This is a genomic window from Massilia arenae (assembly GCF_008014745.1).
GTDB classification, from domain to species: domain Bacteria; phylum Pseudomonadota; class Gammaproteobacteria; order Burkholderiales; family Burkholderiaceae_D; genus Telluria; species Telluria arenae.
In genome coordinates this window covers 18,232-39,330 of the sequence record NZ_VPFD01000046.1, presented here as the reverse complement: position 1 = coordinate 39,330, position 21,099 = coordinate 18,232, and the positions used below count along the sequence as shown (strand labels likewise).

The 21,099-nt window shown below is 67.4% G+C and carries 18 protein-coding genes; 10 read left to right on the top strand and 8 right to left on the bottom strand.

Going from position 1 to position 21,099, the window contains the following annotated elements:
- Positions 1-392: 392 nt before the first annotated feature.
- Positions 393-3,191: a valine--tRNA ligase gene (locus FVD38_RS25590; protein WP_147937370.1), complete on the top strand. Its 2,799-nt coding sequence runs from the start codon at positions 393-395 to the stop codon at positions 3,189-3,191.
- Between the two features lie 188 nt (positions 3,192-3,379).
- Here FVD38_RS25590 and FVD38_RS25585 read toward each other — a convergent pair whose 3' ends face one another.
- On the bottom strand, positions 3,380-4,405 hold the full coding sequence (locus tag FVD38_RS25585) for an MBL fold metallo-hydrolase (RefSeq protein WP_222706965.1): 1,026 nt from the start codon (positions 4,403-4,405) through the stop codon (positions 3,380-3,382).
- Between the two features lie 129 nt (positions 4,406-4,534).
- Between FVD38_RS25585 and FVD38_RS25580 the strand changes: the two genes are divergently transcribed.
- Positions 4,535-5,146, top strand: a complete 612-nt coding sequence (locus FVD38_RS25580; protein WP_147937368.1) for a TetR/AcrR family transcriptional regulator — start codon at positions 4,535-4,537, stop codon at positions 5,144-5,146.
- Here the strand turns inward: FVD38_RS25580 and FVD38_RS25575 are convergent.
- Together FVD38_RS25575 and FVD38_RS25570 are read right to left on the bottom strand one after the other, a co-directional pair.
- A complete protein-coding gene (locus FVD38_RS25575; RefSeq protein ID WP_147937367.1) occupies positions 5,143-6,342 on the bottom strand; it encodes a sensor histidine kinase in 1,200 nt (399 codons plus the stop codon). The two genes, FVD38_RS25580 and FVD38_RS25575, sit on opposite strands and share 4 nt — an antisense overlap.
- Positions 6,332-7,666: a sigma-54-dependent transcriptional regulator gene (locus tag FVD38_RS25570; RefSeq protein WP_147937366.1), complete on the bottom strand. Its 1,335-nt coding sequence runs from the start codon at positions 7,664-7,666 to the stop codon at positions 6,332-6,334. The genes FVD38_RS25575 and FVD38_RS25570 overlap by 11 nt, the downstream gene beginning before the upstream one ends.
- A gap of 181 nt (positions 7,667-7,847) precedes the next feature.
- Between FVD38_RS25570 and FVD38_RS25565 the strand changes: the two genes are divergently transcribed.
- From FVD38_RS25565 to FVD38_RS25555, 3 genes are read left to right on the top strand one after another with little or no spacing between them, the layout of a single operon-like run.
- Positions 7,848-9,131, top strand: coding sequence for an efflux RND transporter periplasmic adaptor subunit (locus FVD38_RS25565; protein ID WP_147937365.1), 1,284 nt, complete (start codon positions 7,848-7,850; stop codon positions 9,129-9,131).
- 40 nt (positions 9,132-9,171) lie between these two features.
- Complete coding sequence (locus tag FVD38_RS25560) at positions 9,172-9,852, top strand: ABC transporter ATP-binding protein (protein ID WP_147937364.1); 681 nt, start codon at positions 9,172-9,174, stop codon at positions 9,850-9,852.
- Between the two features lie 10 nt (positions 9,853-9,862).
- The gene (locus FVD38_RS25555) at positions 9,863-12,271 is read left to right on the top strand and encodes an ABC transporter permease (protein WP_147937363.1); all 2,409 of its coding nucleotides are present in this window, start codon (positions 9,863-9,865) and stop codon (positions 12,269-12,271) included.
- A gap of 1 nt (position 12,272) precedes the next feature.
- On the opposite strand, the gene FVD38_RS25550 is transcribed toward FVD38_RS25555, so the two are convergent.
- A complete protein-coding gene (locus tag FVD38_RS25550) occupies positions 12,273-13,754 on the bottom strand; it encodes an alanine/glycine:cation symporter family protein (protein WP_147937362.1) in 1,482 nt (493 codons plus the stop codon).
- A gap of 144 nt (positions 13,755-13,898) precedes the next feature.
- On the opposite strand from FVD38_RS25550, the gene FVD38_RS25545 reads away from it, so the two are divergent.
- From FVD38_RS25545 to FVD38_RS25530, 4 genes are all read left to right on the top strand, one after another.
- On the top strand, positions 13,899-14,096 hold the full coding sequence (locus FVD38_RS25545; protein ID WP_123070008.1) for a hypothetical protein: 198 nt from the start codon (positions 13,899-13,901) through the stop codon (positions 14,094-14,096).
- Positions 14,097-14,200: 104 nt separating this feature from the next.
- The gene (locus FVD38_RS25540) at positions 14,201-14,650 is read left to right on the top strand and encodes a DUF2147 domain-containing protein (RefSeq protein WP_123070007.1); all 450 of its coding nucleotides are present in this window, start codon (positions 14,201-14,203) and stop codon (positions 14,648-14,650) included.
- A 39-nt stretch (positions 14,651-14,689) separates the two neighbouring features.
- Entirely contained in the window at positions 14,690-15,031 is a 342-nt protein-coding gene (locus tag FVD38_RS25535) for an SMR family transporter (protein ID WP_147937361.1), read from the top strand.
- 329 nt (positions 15,032-15,360) lie between these two features.
- Positions 15,361-15,828, top strand: a complete 468-nt coding sequence (locus FVD38_RS25530; protein ID WP_123070005.1) for a hypothetical protein — start codon at positions 15,361-15,363, stop codon at positions 15,826-15,828.
- Here FVD38_RS25530 and FVD38_RS25525 read toward each other — a convergent pair.
- From FVD38_RS25525 to FVD38_RS25515, 3 genes are read right to left on the bottom strand one after another with little or no spacing between them, the layout of a single operon-like run.
- On the bottom strand, positions 15,823-16,428 hold the full coding sequence (locus FVD38_RS25525) for a response regulator transcription factor (protein WP_147937360.1): 606 nt from the start codon (positions 16,426-16,428) through the stop codon (positions 15,823-15,825). The two genes, FVD38_RS25530 and FVD38_RS25525, sit on opposite strands and share 6 nt — an antisense overlap.
- Positions 16,425-17,543 carry a sensor histidine kinase gene (locus FVD38_RS25520; protein ID WP_229493999.1) on the bottom strand — a complete coding sequence of 373 codons (1,119 nt, stop codon included), beginning with the start codon at positions 17,541-17,543 and terminating at the stop codon, positions 16,425-16,427. Before FVD38_RS25520 ends, FVD38_RS25525 begins: the two co-directional genes overlap by 4 nt.
- Positions 17,540-19,354, bottom strand: coding sequence for a CIA30 family protein (locus FVD38_RS25515; protein WP_147937359.1), 1,815 nt, complete (start codon positions 19,352-19,354; stop codon positions 17,540-17,542). Before FVD38_RS25515 ends, FVD38_RS25520 begins: the two co-directional genes overlap by 4 nt.
- A 266-nt stretch (positions 19,355-19,620) precedes the next feature.
- Here FVD38_RS25515 and FVD38_RS25510 point away from each other — a divergent pair, with 266 nt between their 5' ends.
- Positions 19,621-20,022, top strand: a complete 402-nt coding sequence (locus tag FVD38_RS25510) for a hypothetical protein (RefSeq protein WP_147937358.1) — start codon at positions 19,621-19,623, stop codon at positions 20,020-20,022.
- 9 nt (positions 20,023-20,031) lie between these two features.
- Here FVD38_RS25510 and ruvB read toward each other — a convergent pair whose 3' ends face one another.
- Complete coding sequence (ruvB, locus tag FVD38_RS25505; RefSeq protein ID WP_123070000.1) at positions 20,032-21,099, bottom strand: Holliday junction branch migration DNA helicase RuvB; 1,068 nt, start codon at positions 21,097-21,099, stop codon at positions 20,032-20,034.

Below are 21,099 nucleotides of genomic sequence, written 5' to 3'. Positions count from 1 at the left end.
GGCGAGCCATGTTTCGTACTCCAATCTTCGCTGGTTGCATGCCAAGTACATAGGAAGTCTTCCATCTCGCTCGCTTGGTTTTCGCGGTGAAAATGAATCATGCGATGGCGCGCTTTGTAGCCAACATACACAGCATCAGACACCCTCGCTGGAGGTATAGTTCCGCTTTCTTAGCGTCAGTTCTCCTATGGAAATACCGCATGCGATTTGCCCGGGTCGCCAGCATTGGGTACGATCGGACATCCATTCATACAAAATCAGACGGTCTTTACAAATAGACAACAGGGCGGCGGCAGAGCGCGCCAATATCGAGCGATGCCGCCGGGATAGGCTGGCGATGTAAGGTGACCTATAATGGTTCTTTCGCCAAAAATTTCACCTACCAGCACATCATGGAATTAGCCAAGTCTTTCGAGCCAGCCGATATTGAACAGTTCTGGCGCGCCGAGTGGGAAAAACGCGGTTACTTCACCGCCACCATGGACGAGGGCAAGCCATCGTTCAGCATCCAGCTGCCGCCGCCGAACGTGACCGGCACCTTGCACATGGGCCACGCGTTCAACCAGACCGTCATGGACGGCCTGACCCGCTACTACCGCATGCGCGGCTACAACACCGCCTGGGTGCCGGGCACCGACCACGCCGGCATCGCCACGCAGATCGTGGTCGAGCGCCAGCTCGACGCCCAGAAGATCTCGCGCCACGACCTCGGCCGCGACGCGTTCCTGGAAAAAGTCTGGGAGTGGAAGGAAAAGTCGGGCGACACAATTACCGGCCAGATGCGCCGCCTGGGCGCCTCGCCTGATTGGAAGCGCGAATACTTCACGATGGACGAGACCCGCTCGAAGTCGGTGGTCGAAGTCTTCGTGCGCCTGTACGAGCAGGGCCTGATCTACCGCGGCAAGCGCCTGGTCAACTGGGATCCGGTGCTGGGCACGGCTGTGTCGGACCTCGAAGTCGATTCGCAGGAAGAAGACGGCTCGATGTGGTACATCCAGTACCCGCTGGTCGACGGCAGCGGCCACCTGACGGTCGCCACCACCCGTCCCGAAACGATGCTGGGCGACGTCGCAGTCGCGGTCGACCCGACCGATGAACGCTACACCCATCTGCACGGCAAACTGATCAAGCTGCCGCTCACCGGCCGCGAAATCCCGATCATCGCCGACAGCTACGTCGACAAGGAATTCGGCACCGGCTGCGTCAAGATCACCCCGGCCCACGATTTCAACGACTACGCGGTCGGCCAGCGCGCCAACCTGGCGCCGATCAGCATCTTCACGCTGGACGCCAAGATCAACGAGAACGGCCCGGCCCAGTACCAGGGCCTGGACCGTTTTGCCGCGCGCAAGCAGATCGTCGCCGACCTGGAAGCGCTGGGCCTGATGGAACAGATCAAGCCGCACAAGCTGATGGTTCCGCGCGGCGACCGCACCAATGTCGTGATCGAGCCGATGCTGACCGACCAGTGGTTCGTCGCCATGACCAAGCCGGCCCCGGAAGGCACTTTCAATCCAGGCAAGTCGATCACCGACGTGGCGCTGGAAAAAGTCGCCAACGGCGAGATCAAGTTCGTGCCCGAGAACTGGAGCACGACCTACAACCAGTGGCTGGGCAATATCCAGGACTGGTGCATCTCGCGCCAGCTGTGGTGGGGCCACCGCATCCCGGCCTGGTTCGCCGAAGACGGCAGCATCGTCGTCGCGCGCGATGAAGACGAAGCGAAGGCCAAGGCGGCCGCCCAAGGCATCGCCGGTGAACTGCGCCGTGACGACGACGTGCTCGATACCTGGTTCTCGTCGGCGCTGGTGCCTTTCTCGACCATGGGCTGGCCCGAAGAAACGCCGGACATGAAGATGTTCCTGCCGTCCTCGGTGCTGGTCACCGGCTTCGACATCATCTTCTTCTGGGTGGCGCGCATGGTCATGATGACCGCCCACTTCACCGGCAAGGTGCCGTTCGAGACCGTTTACGTGCACGGCCTGGTGCGCGATTCGCAGGGCCAGAAGATGTCGAAGTCGAAGGGCAACACGCTCGACCCGATCGACCTGATCGACGGTATCGACGTCGAGACCCTGGTGGCCAAGCGCACCACCGGCCTGATGGACCCGCGCGCGGCCGAGAAGATCGCCAAGGCCACACGCAAGGAATTCCCGGACGGGATCGCGGCCTTCGGCACCGACGCCGTGCGCTTCACCATGGCGAGCTACGCTTCGCTGGGCCGCAACATCAACTTCGACCTGGGCCGCGCCGAGGGTTACCGCAACTTCTGCAACAAGCTGTGGAACGCGACCCGCTTCGTGATGATGAACACCGAGGGCAAGGATTGCGGCGCTCCGGCTGCCGAAGACCTGTCCCCGGCCGACCGCTGGATCATCTCGCTGATGAACCGCGTCGAGCTCGACATCGCAAAAGGCTTCGCCGACTACCGCTTCGACAATATCGCCAGCAGCATCTACAAGTTCGTATGGGACGAGTACTGCGACTGGTACCTGGAAGTCGCCAAGGTGCGTGTCCAGCAAGGCACGGAAGCCCAGCAGCGCGCCACCCGCCACACGCTGCTGTGCGTGCTGGAAGTGATCCTGCGCCTGGCGCATCCGATCATCCCGTTCGTGACCGAAGCGCTGTGGCAGAGCATCGCGCCGCTGGCCGGCAAGACCGGTGAAACGATCATGCTGCAGCCCTACCCGCTGGCCGACACCTCGCTGGTCGACGAAGAAGCCGAAGCCTGGATGGAGCAGTTCAAGGCGCTGACCGACGCCACCCGCAACCTGCGCGGCGAGATGTCGCTGTCGCCGTCGGTGCGCGTGCCGCTGATCGTCGAGCCGGGCAATGAAGCCGATCGCGCCAGGATGGCGGTGTTCGCTCCGTACATCCAGCTGCTGGGTAAACTCGCCGAAGTGCAGATCGTCGACGCGCTGCCGGAATCGCCGGCCGCGGTATCGATCGTCGGCACCACGAAGCTGATGCTGAAGGTCGAGATCGACGTCGCCGCCGAACGCGAGCGCCTGTCGAAGGAGATCGCACGCGTCTCCGGCGAGATCGCCAAGGCCAACGGCAAGCTGTCGAACGAGAGCTTTGTGGCTCGCGCGCCGGCCGCCGTGGTGGCGCAGGAGCAGGAACGCGTGGCGAACTTCTCGGCCACCCTGGCCAAGATGCAGGAGCAGTTGGAAAAGCTGCCGGCCGCTTGATCATCGTTGTCAGATGCACGTCGTCCCCGCGCAGGCGGGGACCCAAGTTAGTTCGGGCAGCCACTTAAATTCGCATAAGTGGTCTGCTTGAAACTTGGGTCCCCGCCTCCGCGGGGACGACGTTTTTGGGCTGCTGGAAGAATGAGCGTTTCGATACGCAGACTCTCGCAGCCTCTTGCAGCCTCTCTTTATTTCAGGTTCTGCCACCAGCGCCCGCCGGCATGCGGCTGCTTCAGGTCCAGCGCCTCGCCCATCTCGGGCGTGGTCAGCTTGACGCCCTTGTCGTCGGCCAGCTGCGCGATGCGGTCGAACGGATCCTGCCAACGGTGCATCCCCAGATCGAAGGTGCCGTTATGCACCGGGAACAGCCAGCCCGCATTCAGGTCATGGAAGGCCTGCATGGTTTCCTCGGGCTGCATGTGGACGTCGGGCCAGCGCTTGTCGTAGGCGCCGGTTTCCAGCAACGCGACGTCGAACGGGCCGAACCTGGCGCCGATCTCCTTGAAGCCCTTGAAGTAGCCGGTGTCGCCGCTGAAGAACAGGCGCAGCTCGTCATGCTGGATCACCCACGAGGCCCACAGGGTCTTGCCCGCATCGTGCAGGCCGCGGCCAGAGAAATGCTGGGCCGGGGTGGCGGTGATGCGCACGCCGCCCACCTCCGTCCCCTGCCACCAGTCGAACTGGCGCACCTTGGCGCGGTCCACGCCCCAGTCGATCAAGCGGTCGCCCACGCCCAGCGGCGTCAGGAACAGCGTGGTCTTGGCCGCCAGTGCCTTCACCGAGGCATGGTCGAGGTGGTCGTAGTGGTCGTGCGACAGGATCACGGCCTTGATCGGCGGCAGTTCATCGATCGAGATCGGCGGCGCATGGAAGCGCGCCGGGCCGGCCCATTGCACGGGCGAGGCGCGTTCGGAGAACACCGGATCGGTGAGATAGAACTCGCCGCCGAGCTTGATCAGCATGGTCGAATGGCCGAGGCGGTATAGGGTGTTATCGGGCGCGGCCAGCAGCGCCGCCTGGCTCAGCGCGCGCACCGGCACCGCCTGCTCGGGAATCGTGCCCTTGGGCTTGTCGAACAAGAAAATCCACCAGAGCTTGGCCATTTCGCCAAAGCTCATCTTGTGCATCTCGACCGGGTTGCGGTATTTCCCGTCGTGGAATTGCGGCGAAGCGGGTGCGGTAGTGGTGCTGGCGAAGGAGGTGCAGGCAGCCATGATAGCGATTGCTCCAAGTAGGATAGTGCCGAACAGTAGGCGCATGATATGAATGAATAGCCGTAAAGTACACTACACAGTGTAGTATCGAAGTTTGAGAAAGTAAACTACCGAGTGTAAAATTCGCGTATGCACACGCCGACCCGCCTGACCGACCGAAAACGCAGCGCCATCCTGGCTGCCGCTGCCGAGCAGTTTCGCGTCCATGGTTATGAAACCGCCAGCATGGACGCCATCGCGGCCCTTGCGGAAGTGTCCAAGCGCACCGTCTACAACCACTTCGCCAGCAAGGAAGAGCTGTTCGCCGAGACCGTGATGCAGATGTTCGAAAGCAGCGCCGGCCAGCTCGAACTGGGCTACCAGAGCGAACGCAGCCTGCGCGATCAGCTGGTCGAACTGATGACGCTGAAGATGCGCACGCTGGCCGATCCGGAATTCATCGCCCTGGCACGGGTGGCGATCGGCGAAGCGATTCACGCGCCCGAGCGCACCTTGCCGGTGATTGCCCGCCTGGGCGAGCGCGAAGAAGGTGTCACGGCCTGGATCCGTGCGGCGCAGGCCGACGGCAAACTCAAGGCCGGCGATCCGGCGTTTGCCGCGACCCTGCTGCAGGGCCAGGTCAAGACCTTTGCCTTCTGGCCGCAGATCGCGATGGGGGCCGCGCCGCTGGCTCCGGAACAACAGGAACTGGTCATCGACGCCGCGGTGTCGATGTTCCTGTCGTATTTCGCGGCCGGCTAAAAACTGATCACGAAGCGGGCGCCCTTGCCCACCGACCTGGCGTAGCGCACGGTGCCGCCGTTTTCATGGACCAGGTGGCGCACCATCGCCAGCCCGATTCCTCCGCCCTGCTTTTTCGTCGTGTAGAACGGCGTGAAGATGTGCGGCACCGAAGCCTCTGGAATGCCCGCGCCGTCGTCGGCGATCTCGATGCGCAAGCGGCTGCCGCGCACCAGGCGCGCATCGACCCGGGCCTGGCCGCCGGGCTGCGTGGCCTCGAAGGCATTCTTGAGCAGGTTGATCAGCGCCTGCTCCAGCTGGCCAGGGTCGGCCATCAATTCCAGCGAGGCAGGTTCGACGGCGAACGTCACGTCCCCTCCACGCGCGCGCCAGACTGGCCCCACCAGCGCATCCACCCGCTCGAACAAATCCGCCAGCGCCACGCGCTCGGGCCGCGCGGGCGGCACGTTCGACAGGCTGCGGTAGCTGGCGACGAAATCGACCAGGCTGTCGGCGCGGCGGTTGATCGCCTCCAGCGCCGTCTTCAGGTCGGCGCCGACGTCGGATGGCAGGCCGGACTCGAACTCACTCAACAGGTCACGCGCGGTGCGCGACAGCGAGGCGACCGGCGTCAGCGAATTCATGATCTCGTGGGTCAGCACGTGCACCAGCTGGCGCCATGATTTCAGGGCCTCGGCTTCCAACTCGCTCTCGACCGGCATCAGTGCGACGAGGCGCTGCGACGCGCCGTGCAGTGTCAGCATCGATACCGCCACCAGCGCCCGTTCGACGCCGCGTTCGGTATCGAATTCGATCAAGCGCCGCCTGGTGTCCAGCGCCGCCAGCTGGCGGTACAGCGCGTCGGCGTCGAGCGCTCGCCCGGGCGCGACCAGCTTGCGCGCGCTGGCATTGAGCGGCGCCGCGCCGTCGGCGGCATCGACGCCGAACAAGGCGATCGGCGCATGTTCGAGCCGCGCCTCGAAGGCCAGCGCGTTGTCGAGCAGCGCGCGCTGCTCGATGCCGGCTTCCGGCACGACAGGCGCCGCCTGACGCGCCCGGGCCAGCCGCTCCACGCACCTCCACAGCAACGCCAGCAGCGGCAAGGCCGCCAGCGCGCAGCTCACCTGCAGGCGCGGCGACTCGTGCAGCGTACCGGCGCCGAAGGCCAGCGCCAGCATGCCGGCCAGGGCCAGCCAGATGCCGGCCCTAGATCCCATGCTTGCCCAGCTTGCGGTATAGCGCCGCGCGGCTCAGGCCCAGCAGGCGCGCGGCCAGGCTGATGTTCCCCCTGGCCTGCTCCATGGCGGCGGCGATGGTGTCGCGCTCCAGGGCGCCGAGCTTGAATTCCTCTCCTGCCGGCGCCGGCGCCGGCATCGCCGCCGGCGGCGCCGTCAAGCCGAAGTCATCGACGTGGTAGTCGGGACGGTTGCCGAGGATGACGGCGCGCTCGCAGGCATGGCGCAGCGCCCGCACATTGCCCGGCCAGTCCCAGGCGCACAGGCGATCGAGCGCGCCCGGCGCCAGCTCGCGCACCGGCCGGGCGTACTGGCTTTCATACAGCGACAGGTAATGATGCAGCAGCGCCGGAATATCGCCCCGCCGTTCGCGCAGCGGCGGCACGCGGATCACGATCGTGTTCAGGCGGAACAGCAGGTCGGTACGAAACAGCGCGGCGTCGAACAGGCGCGCTTCATCGAGGTTGGTGGCGCTGACGATGCGCACGTCGACCGGCTCGGCGCGGTCGGCGCCGACCGGCGTCACCTGGCGCCGTTCCAGCACCGTCAGCAACTTGGCCTGCGCCGCCAGCGGCAGATTGCCGATCTCGTCGAGGAACAGGGTGCCGCCCTGCGCGGCCTGGAAGCGGCCCGCCCGGTCGGTCCTGGCATCGGTAAAGGCGCCGCGCCGGTGGCCGAACATCTCGCTCTCGAAGGTCGCTTCCGGCACGGCGCCCATGTCGACCGCCAGGAAGGCGGCATGGGCGCGCATCGAGGCGGCATGGATGGCGCGCGCCACCAGTTCCTTGCCCACCCCGTTCTCGCCCAGCACCATCACATTGGCCATGGTCGGGGCCACGCTGGCGATCATCGACTTCACCTCGCGCATGGCCGGCGAGTCGCCCATCAGGCTGGCGTCGACGCCGTCGGTCCTGGCGCCGCGCCGCGCCAGCGCGGCATCGACCGCCGCCAGCAGGCGCGCATTGTCCCAGGGCTTGGTGATGAAGTCGCCCGCGCCGCGTTTGAGCGCCTCCACCGCCAGCGGCACGTCGGCGTAGGCGGTCAGCACGATCACGGCCGGCCCTTGCGGCAAGGCGCGCAGGCGGTCGAGCAGCGCGAGGCCCTCGGCGCCGTCGATGCGGCCCGGCGTGAAGTTCAGGTCGAGCAGGACCACGTCCGGCACGCCGGACGCCAGCAAGGCGTCGAGCCGCGCGGGATCGTCCAGCGTCGACACCGCGCCGTGGCGCCGGCGCAGCAGCATCTGCGCGGCGCAGGCGACGTCGGGATCGTCGTCGAGGATCAGGATGCGCGCGGAGGATTGGGACATGGAGGTCGGGATGGTGAGGCCAGCAGGCATTCTAGCAGCGCAAAATGGCGCCGTGCGGCCTACCCCGGACACCTGTCCAACTCCGCACACCCGACCTGTCCGGAATCGGACAGGTGAAGGCCGAAAAGCCGTCCACGAGCCCCAAAAAGCGCCTGGCACGCCGCTTGCAATGAGTACCGGCATGGACCAGATACCCCCACCCGCCGTCACCGGCGCCGCCATGGACGTGACGCTGCCGCCACGGCGCGGCCGCCGCGCCGCGCAGCTTGCGCTGGCCTTCGTCGCCATCGCCGTCTGCGGCGCGCTGCTGTGGCAGATGCTGCCGCGCGGCCTCGAGGTCGAGCTGCGCGACGTGCGCATCGCCAGCGTCGAAGCGGGCGTGTTCCGCGACGAGATCGTGGTGCGCGCGCTGGCCGAGCCGCTCAATTCGATCATGCTCGATGCGGTCGAATCGGGCCGCGTCGAGGAAGTCTTCGCCCGCGACGGCCAGGTGGTCAAGAAAGGCGACCTGCTGTTTCGCCTGTCGAACCCGCAGCGCAACCTGGATCTGCTGGCGCGCCAGGCCGAACACGCGCAGCAGATCTCGAACCTGGCCAACCTGCAGGTGGCGCAAGAAGCGGTGCGCACCGACCACCAGCGCCGCCTGAACGATCTCGAATTCGCATTCGCGCAAGTCGAGAAGCAGCATGCCCGCAATGCCCGGCTGGCGCGCGATGGCTTCATCTCCGCCGTGGCGCTGGAAGAATCGGGCGACAAGCTGGCGCAGGCGCGGCGTGCGCTCGACGAGGAAAGCCGCGGCATGCGCCTCGAACAGGGCGTGCGCGAGCGCGCCCTGAAGCAGATGGACCAGGCCATCCGCGGCCTGGCCTCGGGCCTGGAACTGGTGGCCGCGACGGTCGACGCGCTGGCGGTGCGCGCGCCGAGCGACGGCGTGCTGACCGACTTCCGGCTGCTGGTCGGCCAGGCGGTGCGCCAGGACCAGGCCATCGGCCGCATCGACGATCCGAACCGTTTCAAGCTCAGCGCCCAGGTCGACGAGTTCTACCTGAGCCGCGTCAATCCGGGCCGCCCGGGCCGCATCGCGCAGGACGGCAAGGCTTATGCGCTACGGGTGAACACCGTCTACCCGCAGGTCAGGGAAGGCCGCTTCAGCGCCGAACTGGTGTTCACCGGCCGCCAGCCGGACGTGATCAGCCCCGGGCAAAGCATGGACGTGCAGCTCACGCTCGGCCAGTCGGCCCGGGCCCTGTTGCTGCCGAACGGCGCCTTCGCCAACGACGGCGGCGGCGCCTGGGTGTTCGCGCTGGCCGCCGACGGCAGCCATGCCGAGCGGCGCGACGTGAAGCTGGGACGGCGCAACAACACCCAGGTCGAAGTGCTGCATGGCCTGGCCGCGGGCGACAAGGTCATCGTGTCCGGCTATGCCGGCTTCGGCGAGGCCAGGCGACTGCGGCTTACCGACTGAACCAGGGTTTATCATCGAACCATCAAACAGGAAACTCCTTATGCTCAAGCTTTCAGGCGTCAGCAAGATCCACGTGGCGGGCGAAGTCCAGACCACGGCCCTCGACCGCATCGACCTCGAGATCGGCGCCGGCGAATACGTCGCCATCACGGGCCCTTCGGGCTGCGGTAAATCGACCCTTCTTGGCCTGCTCGGCCTGCTCGACGTGCCGACCTCCGGCACCTTCCTGTTCGACGGCCACGACGTCACCGGCTGGAGCGAGGCGCGCCTGAACGGCCTGCGGCGCGGCATGGTCGGCTTCATCTTCCAGAGCTTCAACCTGATCGAGGAACTGAGCGTGTTCGAGAACGTCGAACTGGCGCTCGAGTACACCGGCGTGTCAGGCGGCGAACGGCGTCGCCGCGTGCAGGCCATGCTGGAACGCCTGGGCGTGGCCCACCGCAGCAGGCACCGGCCGTCGCAGCTGTCGGGCGGCCAGCAGCAACGGGTGGCGATCGCGCGCGCGCTGGTGGCCGGGCCGGCCGTCCTGCTGGCCGACGAACCGACCGGCAACCTCGACACCGCCCACGGCGACGAAGTGATGCGCCTGCTGCGCACCATCAATGCCGAAGGCACGACGGTGGTGATGGTCACCCACTCGCCCGCGCACGCGGCCCAGGCCTCGCGCACCGTGCGCCTGCTGGACGGGCGCATCGTGGTCGATGCGCTGCAGGCGGCTTGAGGAGATCGGCATGCTACTGCGCGACTTTCGTATCGGCTGGCGACTGCTGGCCCGGGACCGCTCGTATTCGGCGGTCGTGATCCTCGGGCTGGCGATCGGCATCGCCGCCTGCTTCCTGCTGCTTGGGCTGGTGCGCCACTCCTTCTCGTATGACCGCCACGTGCCGCAGCATGAGCAGGTATTCCGGCTGCTGCAACGCTGGAACCTGGAGCTGCTCGGGACCAAATGGGATCCCATGGCGAGCCTGCCCGCGCGCGACGCCGCGCTGGCCAGCGGCCAGCCGGTGCTCGCCACGGCCTTCGTGTCGCGTCCCCTGGATGCACGCGTCGGCAGCCAGGTCAAGGCCTTCAACCTGACCCTGGTCGATCCGGCCTTCCAGCAGATCTTCTCGCCAAGGGTGCTGGCCGGCGACCTGCAGGCCGCACTCGCCAAACCTGGGGCGCTGGCGCTGAGCCGCGCCACGGCGCTCAAGCTGTTCGGCCGCATCGACGCGGTCGGCGCCACGCTGCAGGGAGACGGCGTTACCTATACCGTGGCGGCGGTGCTGGAAGACCAGCCCGCGGCCACGACGACGCCGTACGAAGCGCTGGCAGGCTTCGACGGGCCCTTCCTGCCCGCCGAAGTCCTCCGCGAACTGGAGACATCATGGGGCTTCAGCGGCGGCGCCGTCTATGTGAAACTGCTGGACGGCGCCGACCCGGAACGCGTACTCGACAACATCCGGCGCCAGCTGCGCGAGTCGCCCCTGGTGCGACGCATTTTCGCTGAACAGGTGGCCGCCCTGGGCGGGCGCGACTTGATCGATTACCGGCTCGACGCGCTCGCGGATGGCTATCTGGCGCCCGACGTGGACAGCGCGATGATCGTGCATGGCAACCGCCAGGGCATGCTGGGCCTGGCCGTGGTGGCTGGATTGATCCTCCTGCTGGCGGCGACCAATTACGTGAACCTCGCTACCGTGCGTACGCTGGCGCGCCAGCGCGAGATCGCGATGCGCAAGGTGCTGGGCGCTTCCGCGCCCGCCGTGGCGCGCCAGTTCCTGGCTGAATCGGTGCTGGTCTGCCTGCTCGCCACCCTGCTTGGACTGCTACTGGCCTGGTTGCTGCTGCCGGTGTTTTCCGACCTGGTGCAACGGGAGTTCGATGCCATCTTCAGCCCCGGCGCACTGGCCGCCACGCTGGCGCTCGGGCTGTCGCTCGGCCTGGCCGCGGGCGCATATCCGACCTGGTCGGCATTGCGAGTACGCCCCGGCACTGCGCTGGCGGGGCGCGGCGGCAGCGAGACCGCGCGCGGCCTGTGGTTGCGACGCGCGCTGACCGTCGTGCAACTGGCGACCGCCATGGGGTTGACGGCCACGACGCTGGCGGTGAGCTGGCAGACACGTCATGCCAGCGCGCTCGATCCCGGCTTCGACATGGCGCCGCTCTTGATGTTCCCGGCCATTAACGATGCACGCGACCCACGCATTCGGGCCCTGCGCGACGAGATCGCGCGCCTGCCCGACGTGGCCGGCGTGGCCCTGTCGCACATGCCGTTCAGCGTCGGGCACAACATCACCAGCCTGCGGCGCGAGGGCGGCGAGGTGATCGACCTGCAGAACTATGCGGTCAGCCCGGAATTCTTCGGCGTGTTCGGCGTCAAGCCGGTGGCGGGACGCCTGTTCGATGCGGCGCTCGACAAGCCGAAGCAACCTGACCGGGTCGTGATCAATGCCAGCGCCGCGCGCCGGCTCGGCTTCGCCAGCCCGCACGATGCGATCGGCAAGACCCTTCTCAGGCCCGGGCCAGGCGGGGACACGCTGCAGATCGTCGGCATCGCCCCCGACATCCGCCATCGCTCGGCGCGCGATGAGCAGGCGCCGACCGCCTATGTCCTGAACGACCGGGTCGGCATGTTCACGGTGCGCACCCGCGCCAACCCCGATGCGACCGCGCGCGCCATCGAGGCGCTGTGGCCGCGCCACTTCCCGAACGAGACCCTGGGCGTGACGCGTATGCAGAAGGTGAGCTCGGACATGTTCTACGCCGACGACCTGCGTCTGTCGCAATTGCTGGCGGCATCGAGCGTCATCGCCAGCGCCATCGCGGCCTTCGGCATCTATGTGCTGGCCGCCTACAGCGTGCAGCGGCGGGCGAAGGAGATCGTCCTGCGCAAGCTGTATGGCGCCAGCCGCGGCGCGATCGGCCGCCTGATGGCGCGCGACATCGGCCTGCTGGTCGGCGCCGGCGCCCTGCTCGGCCTGCCGCTGGCCTGGCTGGCGATCCAGCAGTACCTGGGCGGCTTCGCCACCCGGGCCCCGGTCGGCGGCTGGACCCTGGCGCTGGGCCTGCTGCTGGCCTGCGTGGTGGCGCTGGGCGCCACCGCGCGCCACGCATTGGCGGCGATGCGCATGCGCCCGGCGCTGGCGCTGCGCGAGTAACTTATTTAACCGGCGCGTTGTCGCGCACGGGCGCTTGCGGCGCGCGCTTGGCGGCGGCGCGCTGCTCCCAGTAGTGCGCGTTCTCGATGCCGAGCGCCTTCGGATCGAACTCAGGATCCTTGCCGGCCTTCTTCTGCGCCTCGTAGTCGCGCAGGCACTTGAACGCCACCTTGTGTAGCATCACGATGGCGACGATGTTCAGCCAGGCCATCAGGCCGACGCCGATGTCGCCCAGGCCCCAGGCCACGTCGGCGGTCTTGACCGCGCCGTAGATGGTGGCCGAGACGATGCACAGCTTGAGCACGAAGCCCAGCCACGGATGGCGGCCGTGGCGGTCCATGTAGGCGATATTGGTCTCGGCGATGTAGTAGTAGGCGACGATGGTGGTGAAGGCGAAGAACAGCAGCGCGATCGCCACGAACAGCGCGCCGAAGCCCGGCATCACGTTCTCGAGCGCGGTCTGGACATAGCCCGGCCCCGAGGCCACGCCCTGGATGCCGACGAACACCGGCGCGCCTTCCGGTGTCTCGACGTTGTACTGGCCGGTGATCAGCAGCATGAATGCGGTCGCCGAGCACACGAACAGGGTGTCGATGTAGACCGAGAAGCCTTGCACCAGGCCCTGCTTGGCCGGATGGCTCACTTCGGCCGCCGAGGAGGCATGCGGGCCGGTACCCTGGCCGGCCTCGTTCGAGTAGATGCCGCGCTTGACGCCCCACTGGATCGCCAGGCCGAGCATGGCGCCGAAGCCGGCGTCCAGGCCGAAGGCCGAGCTGAAGATCAGCTGCAGCACGCCCGGCAGCTCGCCGATGTTCATCGCCACGACCACGATCGCCACCAGGATGTAGGCGGCGGCCATGAACGGCACGACGACTTCGGCGAAGCTGGCGATGCGGCGCACGCCACCGAAGATGATGATGGCCAGCAGCACGGCCAGGCCGATGCCGGTGTACAGCGGGTCGATACCGGCCGCGGTCCTCAAGCCCTCGGCGATCGAGTTGGCCTGCACGCCGGGCAGCAGCAGACCGGTCGCCAGCAGCGTGGCCAGCGCGAAGGTCCAGGCGTAGCGCTTCATGCCCAGGCCCTTCTCGATGTAGAAGGCGGGGCCGCCGCGGTACTGGTTGCCGACCGGCTCCTTGTAGACCTGGCCCAGGGTCGACTCGACGAAGGCCGAGCTGGCGCCGAGGAAGGCCATCATCCACATCCAGAACACCGCGCCCGGGCCGCCGAAGGTGATCGCGGTGGCGACGCCCGCGATATTGCCGGTGCCGACCCGGCCGGCCAGGGTCATGGCCAGCGCCTGGAACGAGGACACGCCCTGCTCCGAACTCTTCCCTTCGCGCATCAGGCGCACCATCTCGCGCACGTGGCGCAGTTGCAGGAAGCGCGAACGTACCGAGAAATACAGCCCTGCGCCGAGGCACAGGGCGATCATGATGGGGCTCCAGATGATGCCGTTGACGGCGTTGACCAGGTCGAGCATGCAATGTCCTTGTGGCGTGGGAAAAAGATGCCACAAGATACAACAATTCATGAAAAACTTGCATTGAAAAAAAATAGAATGGCTGCGATTCGCCACCGACTCAGCAGGAAATGGCAGCGCGTCAAGACATGGTAGGATCGGACCATGGACCGACGAAGCGACTATAAAACCTCCCTGCGCATCGACGCCGTGATCCACGAAGCGTCTGCCGACAACCGTTCCAGCACCGCGCGCCAGCTCGCCGAGCTCGGGGTGCCGCTGGACGTGACGATGCGCGTGCTCACCCGCCCGGCCGAGCGGCGCCACCAGGTCACGCCGGAAGACGTGCGCAACGCGCCCTGACCCTCGCCGCCGGTTTTGGAAGGAATACTCTGATTCCAGCCCCTCCCGTTGCCAGGTGACTTTGCTACACTCTCCCATACCAACAACAACACTGGAGACACCCCATGCGACACCTGATGCGCGCCGGCCTGATCGCCGCCATGTTCGCCCTGCCCGCCGCCGCGTTCGCGCAAGGCGCCTCGCCGGTTGGCACCTGGAAAACCATCGATGACGAGACCGGCAAGCCGAAGGCGCTGGTGCGGATCACCGAGGAAGGCGGCGTCCTGACCGGCAAGATCGAGAAACTGTTCCGTCCGGCGGACCAGGACCAGAATCCCAAGTGCGTCAAGTGCAGCGACGCGCGTAAGGACCAGCCGATCATCGGCATGACGATCCTCTCGGGCCTCAAGAAGGAAGGCAACGACTACACCGGCGGCCAGATCCTCGACCCGTCCAACGGCAAGACCTACAAGAGCAAGGCCAGCCTGGCCGACAACGGCAGCAAGCTCGAAGTACGCGGCTATGTCGGCGCCCCGATGTTCGGCCGCACCCAGACCTGGCAGCGCGAACAATAAACCTCAACGCGGCCCGGCGACGGGCCGTTTTTCTTCCTGATGACCCTGAATCAAGCCTATATCTTCCTTGGCTTTGCCATCGTCGCCGAAGTGATCGGCACCACCGCCCTCAAGGCCTCCGACAGTTTTACCCGTCCCGTTCCCAGCCTGATCACGGTCGGCTGCTACGCCCTGTCGTTCTACCTGCTCACCTTCAGCCTGCGCGTGCTGCCCACCGGCATCGCCTATGCGATCTGGTCCGGCGTCGGCATCGTGCTCATCTCCCTGGTCAGCTGGTTGTATTTCAAGCAAAGCCTGGATCTGGCGGCCATCGCCGGCCTGGGCCTGATCATTGCCGGCGTGCTGGTCATTAATCTGTTTTCGAAGAGCGTCGGGCACTAGGAGCCTATTCCGGTAGGTGGGGGGAAGCTCATGTCGATGCATGGCGAGCGTGAGCAAGGCGCGAGGAGGCCGCATGGCTAGCCATGCAACGACGAGCAACGCAGCGCACGCTTGCCAGGCGCGGCAGGAGCGACTCCCACCTACCGGAATAGGCTCCAGGGCGCACGCTTGATTCACGCGCCGGGCAATGTCGGCTATGCTATCGCGAACATCACGTCAACCGAGACGTGTTGCCGGACGTTACTTCCAACCCACCTTGGAACCTCACTGGCGCAATGAAACCGACTTCCGTAGCACGTGCCGCACGCCCCGTCTTCCGCGGACGGGCCATGCGCGTGATTCGCCTGCTCAGCCTTGCTGGCGGCGTGTTCGGCATCCTGCTGCCAGCCGCCTTGCTGGCCTCGACTGCGCACGGCATTCCTGACTGGATGGAGCCGTACATCGTGCTGGTCGGCGTGGCGCTCGGCTCGGGCGGCTTCTTCCTGGTCGCGATGGCCGGCCACCGCATGAACCGCGACGCGATGCTGCGTTCGTTCGCCGCCCTGCTCCTGATGGTGCCCTTCGGCGCCAGCGGCGTCGTGATCTGGCATGCCAGCAATATGCTGATGGTCTATCTGTGCACCTTCCTGCTGATCCTGACGATCCTGCTGTATTTCAGCTTCATCTATCCCTTGACCCATGTGCCGCAGAAGCCGATCGTGTCCAGGGCAGCTTCCCGGCGAGTGCCGAAACCGATCCAGTGGATTCCGCTGCGCCGCAACGCGCAGCGCGAACGCAGCACCACGCAAACGCTATAGCCAACCCGCATCGCGCGCCATCCTGTACGCCTCCACACGATTTCCGGCGCCCAGCTTGCTGATCGCCTCCGACAGATAGTTGCGCACCGTCCCCTCCGACAGGTGGACCTGGCGCGCGATCTCGACGCTGGAACGGCCCTCCCCGGCAAGGCGCAGCACCTGGCGTTCGCGCTCGGTCAGCGGATCGCTGGCGCCGTTCCAGCTTTCCAGCGCCAGCTCGGGCGCGATCGCACGCCCGCCACCGTGCACGACGCGGATGGCGTCGGCCAGCGCCTCGACCGGCGCGTCCTTGAGCAGGTAGCCGCGCACGCCCGCCTCCATCGCGCGCCGCAGGTAGCCGCTGCGGGCGAAGGTCGTCACCACCACCACGCGGCAGGCCAGCTTTCTCGAAGACAGTGCCTGCGCCAGTTCGATGCCGGTCATGTGCGGCATCTCGATATCGGTCAGCACGATGTCGGGAACGAGGCGCTCACACAGGGCCAGCGCCTCGCGGCCATCGCGCGCGCCGGCCACCACCTCGATGTCCGGCTCGAGCCGCAGCAGCGCGCTCAGGGCGCCCAGCACCAGCTGCTGGTCTTCGGCGATCAGGACGCGGATCATGCCGGCACCTGCAATTCGAGCGCCAGGCCATCGCCGGCCGCCAACTTCATGCGCCCGCCGAGCGCCGTCACCCGCTCCTGCATGCCGGCCAGCCCGTTGCCATGCCTTATCTCATCGGTATCGCGCAAGCGTCCATCGTCGTGCACGCGCAGCACGGCGTGGCCATCTTCGCGGCTCAGGGACAGCGTGCAGCGCGACGCGCGGGCATGGCGCACGATATTCGTCACCGCCTCGCGCACCGCCAGCGCCACCACGTGTTCCACCGCCGGGGCCAGGTCGATGCGCTCGACCCGCTCGTCGAGCACGACGTCGGCGGCCAGCAGGCTGGCGCGGGCGCTGGCCAGGGCCTGGGCCAGGCCGCTTTCGCGGTAGCCGGTGACCGCCGCGCGCACCTCGGCCAGGGCATTTCGCGCGCTGGCTTCGATGTCGGCGATCTCGCGTTCGCAGGCAGCGAGGTCGCGCCGCGCCAGCTTGCCGGCCAGTTCGGCCTTGAGCGCGATCGTCGACAGGGAATGGCCGAGCAGGTCGTGCAGGTCGCGCGAGATCCGTTCGCGCTCGGCGATGCGCGCCATGTGCTCCACTTCTTCCTGCTTGCGCGTCAAGCGGGCGCGCGAGTCGCGCAGGCGCTGGTCCATCAGGGTCGACAGGCCCACCGGCAGGCCGACCAGCAGCAGCGGCAGCAGGAACACCATCTGCATCGGGCCCGAGACCAGGAACGAGGCCGCCACCCCGCCGGCGAGCACCGCCAGCATGCCGCCGACGGCGTGGCCCGGCCGCGGCATGCGGGCGCACATGGCGCAGGCGAAGATGAAGAAGCAGGCCGCGCCCGGATTCCAGCGCGCCCACAGTGCGCCGAGCAGGCAGCCGGCCGCCACGCAGGCGTGGACCTGCCAGCCGCGCGCCCAGAAGCTGAAGCAGTACAGCGCGACGAAGACCACCAGCGTCAGCGCCAGCAGGGCTATCTCCAGCGCGCCGGGCGTCATGTAGCCGAATTTCCAGAACAGGTAGCCGAGCGACAGCAGCCACAGGTATTGCAGCCTGCCGTATTCGGGCGGGATCCAGGGCCGCGCCAGTGCGTGCCGGAGCGTGGTCATCATGGTTGGCTCGGTCATCATTCTTGTTCCAGCAGGCGCACGTCGGCGAGTTCGAAGCGGTAGTCGCCGGGTTGCGGGCCGGCGCTGAATGCTAGCATGGCGACGGCGGCCGGATCGATGCCGGCGAAGGCCGACAAGGGCACGCTCACCTCTTCCCATTCACCCTTGGCGACGAAGGGCATGGTGCTCGGCCGAGCGTTGCCGGCGCCCATCAACATCACCTGGTAGGTCTTGCCGTCGCCACGCACCTTGAAGCGCAGGGTCTTCGCCGCGCTCAGGTCGGCCGCCTGCATCGGCTGGGCGCCGGGCATGAAGGCCACGCTGGACCAGGCGAACGGCAGGCCCGGCGCGACCGTGGCGCGTACCGCCAGCGGCACTTGTCCGTCGGGCAGCGGCGGCAGCACCTCGAGCTTGACGGTCGACTTGCCGCCCGCGAACTGGTCGGTCGACGGCAGCCAGCCGCTGCCGAACGGGCTGCCCAGGCGGCCCTCACTGAAGTCGCTGATGCGGCCATCCGGCGGCAGCGCCTGGCGGGTGGCGCCGCTGCCTTCCTGCGCCACCCGCTGGTGCCGCGCATCGCGCAGGACATTGGCGCTCTGGCCATCCTTCCAGACCTCGACGATGTGGCGCGTGGCCTTGATGTCGGCCGCGGGATTGCCCTCGACCAGCAGCAGGTCGGCCTTGCAGCCCTTGGCGATGCAGCCGCGCTGGCCCAGCCTGAAGGCCGCGGCCGGCGCGCTGGTGGCGGCGGCCAGCGCCTCGGCCGGGCTCAGGCCGGCCTCGACCAACGCCGCCAGTTCGCGGTGCATGCTGATGCCGTACAGGGTGCCGGCGTTGCCGGCATCGGTCCCGGCCAGGATCGGCACGCCGGCCTTGCGCAATGCGGCAGTGACGGCTTTCGGCGCCGCCAGCGCCTGCGGCCGCGCCTGCGCGCCATAGCGCGCCTTGAGCGTGGCGGCGCCTTCGCGGTCGACCAGCGCCGCCAGCCGGGCGTCGGCGAGCAGGTCGTCGCCGCGCACGCCGGCCATGCTCTCCAGGACCGCAAAGGTCGGAATCACGAAGGCGCCCCTGGTCCTGGCCAGCCGCGCCAGGCCGTCGACGGCCTGGCGATCGGGCGCCGCGCCCAGGAACAGGTGCACCAGGCCGTCGGCGCCGGCCTCCAGCGCGGCGCGCGCATCCTGCTCGTTGCTGACGTGGACCACGGCCAGCTTGCCGCGCAGGTGGGCGGCCTCGATCAGCGCTTTGGCGGTCGCCAGGTCGAGCGAATTCATCTTGCTGGTGCCCTGGCCTCCGGCTTCGAGCACGATCTTGATGAAGTCGGAGCCTTCGGCGATGCGCGCGTCGACGAAGTCGCGCGCCTGGTCCGGCCGGCTCAGGGTCGGGATGGGCAGGCCGTACTGGGTGCCGTGGCCGTTCGGGGCGGTGGCCAGGGTACCGGCCGAGAACATGTCAGCCCTGCCCGCGTTGCGGCCGGCCGCCATGCTGCCCTTGACCTCCTGCATCAGCGGCACGGCGGTGAACATGTCGACCTGCGTGGTGACGCCGAACAGCAGCGGCAGGTCGAGCTGCCTGAACGCATGGGTATGAGAATCGATCAGGCCCGGCAGCAGGGTACGTCCGGCGCCGCTGACGACGCGGCTGCCTGCGGGCGGCGTAGCGCGGAAATCGGCGTCGACGATGACGCCGCCGTCGAACAGAACCGAACGGCGTTCGTGCACGGTCTTGCCGTCGAAGACGCGCACGTCCTGGACCAGGGTGGCGGCGGCAAGTGCCAGGCTGGACAGGGTGAAGCCGATGGCGGCGGCGATTGTTTTCAGGACGGGAGCGGACATGGTTTCCTCACGGGGTTGGTGTGAGGCCAGTATGTCGACGCCCTGCCCGGCCCGATAGAATCGCTTGCCATCGATCCTGGCTGACAAATGTCACCTGCCTGTCAGGTCTGGAAATAAAGCACCACGCTCGCGCACGACGACACACTAACCACAAATTTCATTTCCTGTGTGCTATCTTGGTTCCACTGCCACACCGGCAGGACGTTTTTCGTATGGCTATCCATGAATCCGGCCTTTGCCGTCTCTTCACTCTACAAGGATTTGCCATGATCTTTCTTCGACTCGCCAGCCTGGTGGCCGGCGTGCTGGTGCTGATCTCACCCGCCATACTGATACGCGTCGGCGGCATGCCGCCGGATACAGCCCGGGCCAGCGCGGCGCTGGCCTGCGTGGTGCTGGCGTCGAGCGGTTTCATCATGGTCGGGATGGCCGGCCAGCGCCTGCGCCGCTCGGCCCTGCTGCGCACGGCGGCGGCGGTCCTGTTGGGCGTGCCGACGGTGGCCAGCGCTGCCCTGCTGTGGCGCGGCAGCTCGCCCGCGGTGCTGTGGCTGGCCGGCGCCGTCATCGGCTTGACCGTGCTGCTGTACCTGACGCTGGTCTACCGGCCGGCGCCGTCCCTCTCCGCGCTGTTGCAGCGGCGGCGCCGTCATCCCGCGCCGGGGGCCTGAGCGCGCGATTCAGCCGGGCGGCAGGCTGTCCCACAAATCGCCCGTCGGGCTGATGCGCGGCGCGCTGACGCCGAAGTGCTGGTAGGCCAGCGGCGTGGCGATGCGTCCGCGCGGGGTGCGCTGCAGATAGCCCTGCTGGATCAGATACGGTTCGAGCACGTCCTCGATGGTATCGGCGGCCTCGCCGATCGCCGCCGCCAGGTTGCCGATGCCGACCGGGCCGCCGGCGAACTTGAACAGCACCGCCTCCAGCAGCTTGCGGTCCATGACGTCGAAGCCGACGCTATCGACGTCGAGCATCTTGAGTGCGCGGTCGGCGATGTCGGCCACGATCTCGCCATTGCCCTTCACTTCCGCGTAATCGCGCACGCGGCGCAGCAGGCGGTTGGCGATACGCGGCGTGCCGCGCGCGCGCTTGGCTACTTCGCGCGCGCCATCCTCGTCGATCGGCGCGCCGAGCAGTGCGGCGCTGCGCAGCACGATCCTGGTCAGCTCCTCGACGTTGTAGAACTCCAGGCGCGCCACGATGCCGAAGCGGTCGCGCAGCGGATTGGTCAGCATGCCGGCGCGGGTGGTGGCGCCGACCAGGGTGAACGGCTGCAGGTCGAGCTTGACCGAACGCGCGGCCGGGCCCTCGCCGATCATGATGTCGATCTGGTAGTCCTCGAGCGCCGGATACAGGATCTCTTCGACCACAGGCGACAGGCGGTGGATCTCGTCGATGAACAGCACGTCGTTCGGCTCGAGGTTGGTGAGCAACGCCGCCAGGTCGCCGGGACGCTCGAGCACCGGGCCCGAGGTCTGGCGCAGGTTGACGCCCATCTCGCGCGCGATGATGTGGGCCAGCGTGGTCTTGCCCAGGCCCGGTGGGCCGAACAGCAGCGTGTGGTCGAGCGCCTCGCGCCGCTTGCGCGCGGCACTGATGAAGATCTCGAGCTGGTCGCGGATCTTCACCTGGCCGACGTATTCGTCGAGCTGCTTGGGACGCAAGGCGCGTTCGATCGCCTCTTCGTTGGGCGAGGCCGGCGCGGCGTCGATCACGCGCTGTTCGGTAAAGCTGTCGGTCTGGATGCTCAT

Excerpts from the sequence above, each read along its gene's own strand:
- ruvB (WP_123070000.1), bottom strand. The coding sequence starts at position 21,099 with ATGAGCATCCAGACCGACAGCTTTACCGAACAGCGCGTGATCGACGCC.
- FVD38_RS25580 (WP_147937368.1), top strand. The coding sequence starts at position 4,535 with ATGCACACGCCGACCCGCCTGACCGACCGAAAACGCAGCGCCATCCTG.
- FVD38_RS25560 (WP_147937364.1), top strand. The coding sequence starts at position 9,172 with ATGCTCAAGCTTTCAGGCGTCAGCAAGATCCACGTGGCGGGCGAAGTC.
- FVD38_RS25515 (WP_147937359.1), bottom strand. The coding sequence starts at position 19,354 with ATGTCCGCTCCCGTCCTGAAAACAATCGCCGCCGCCATCGGCTTCACC.
- FVD38_RS25520 (WP_229493999.1), bottom strand. The coding sequence starts at position 17,543 with ATGATGACCGAGCCAACCATGATGACCACGCTCCGGCACGCACTGGCG.
- FVD38_RS25545 (WP_123070008.1), top strand. The coding sequence starts at position 13,899 with ATGGACCGACGAAGCGACTATAAAACCTCCCTGCGCATCGACGCCGTG.
- FVD38_RS25570 (WP_147937366.1), bottom strand. The coding sequence starts at position 7,666 with ATGTCCCAATCCTCCGCGCGCATCCTGATCCTCGACGACGATCCCGAC.
- FVD38_RS25525 (WP_147937360.1), bottom strand. The coding sequence starts at position 16,428 with ATGATCCGCGTCCTGATCGCCGAAGACCAGCAGCTGGTGCTGGGCGCC.
- FVD38_RS25565 (WP_147937365.1), top strand. The coding sequence starts at position 7,848 with ATGGACCAGATACCCCCACCCGCCGTCACCGGCGCCGCCATGGACGTG.
- FVD38_RS25555 (WP_147937363.1), top strand. The coding sequence starts at position 9,863 with ATGCTACTGCGCGACTTTCGTATCGGCTGGCGACTGCTGGCCCGGGAC.
- FVD38_RS25530 (WP_123070005.1), top strand. The coding sequence starts at position 15,361 with ATGCGCGTGATTCGCCTGCTCAGCCTTGCTGGCGGCGTGTTCGGCATC.
- FVD38_RS25575 (WP_147937367.1), bottom strand. The coding sequence starts at position 6,342 with ATGGGATCTAGGGCCGGCATCTGGCTGGCCCTGGCCGGCATGCTGGCG.
- FVD38_RS25510 (WP_147937358.1), top strand. The coding sequence starts at position 19,621 with ATGATCTTTCTTCGACTCGCCAGCCTGGTGGCCGGCGTGCTGGTGCTG.
- FVD38_RS25585 (WP_222706965.1), bottom strand. The coding sequence starts at position 4,405 with ATGGCTGCCTGCACCTCCTTCGCCAGCACCACTACCGCACCCGCTTCG.
- FVD38_RS25590 (WP_147937370.1), top strand. The coding sequence starts at position 393 with ATGGAATTAGCCAAGTCTTTCGAGCCAGCCGATATTGAACAGTTCTGG.
- FVD38_RS25550 (WP_147937362.1), bottom strand. The coding sequence starts at position 13,754 with ATGCTCGACCTGGTCAACGCCGTCAACGGCATCATCTGGAGCCCCATC.
- FVD38_RS25535 (WP_147937361.1), top strand. The coding sequence starts at position 14,690 with ATGACCCTGAATCAAGCCTATATCTTCCTTGGCTTTGCCATCGTCGCC.
- FVD38_RS25540 (WP_123070007.1), top strand. The coding sequence starts at position 14,201 with ATGCGACACCTGATGCGCGCCGGCCTGATCGCCGCCATGTTCGCCCTG.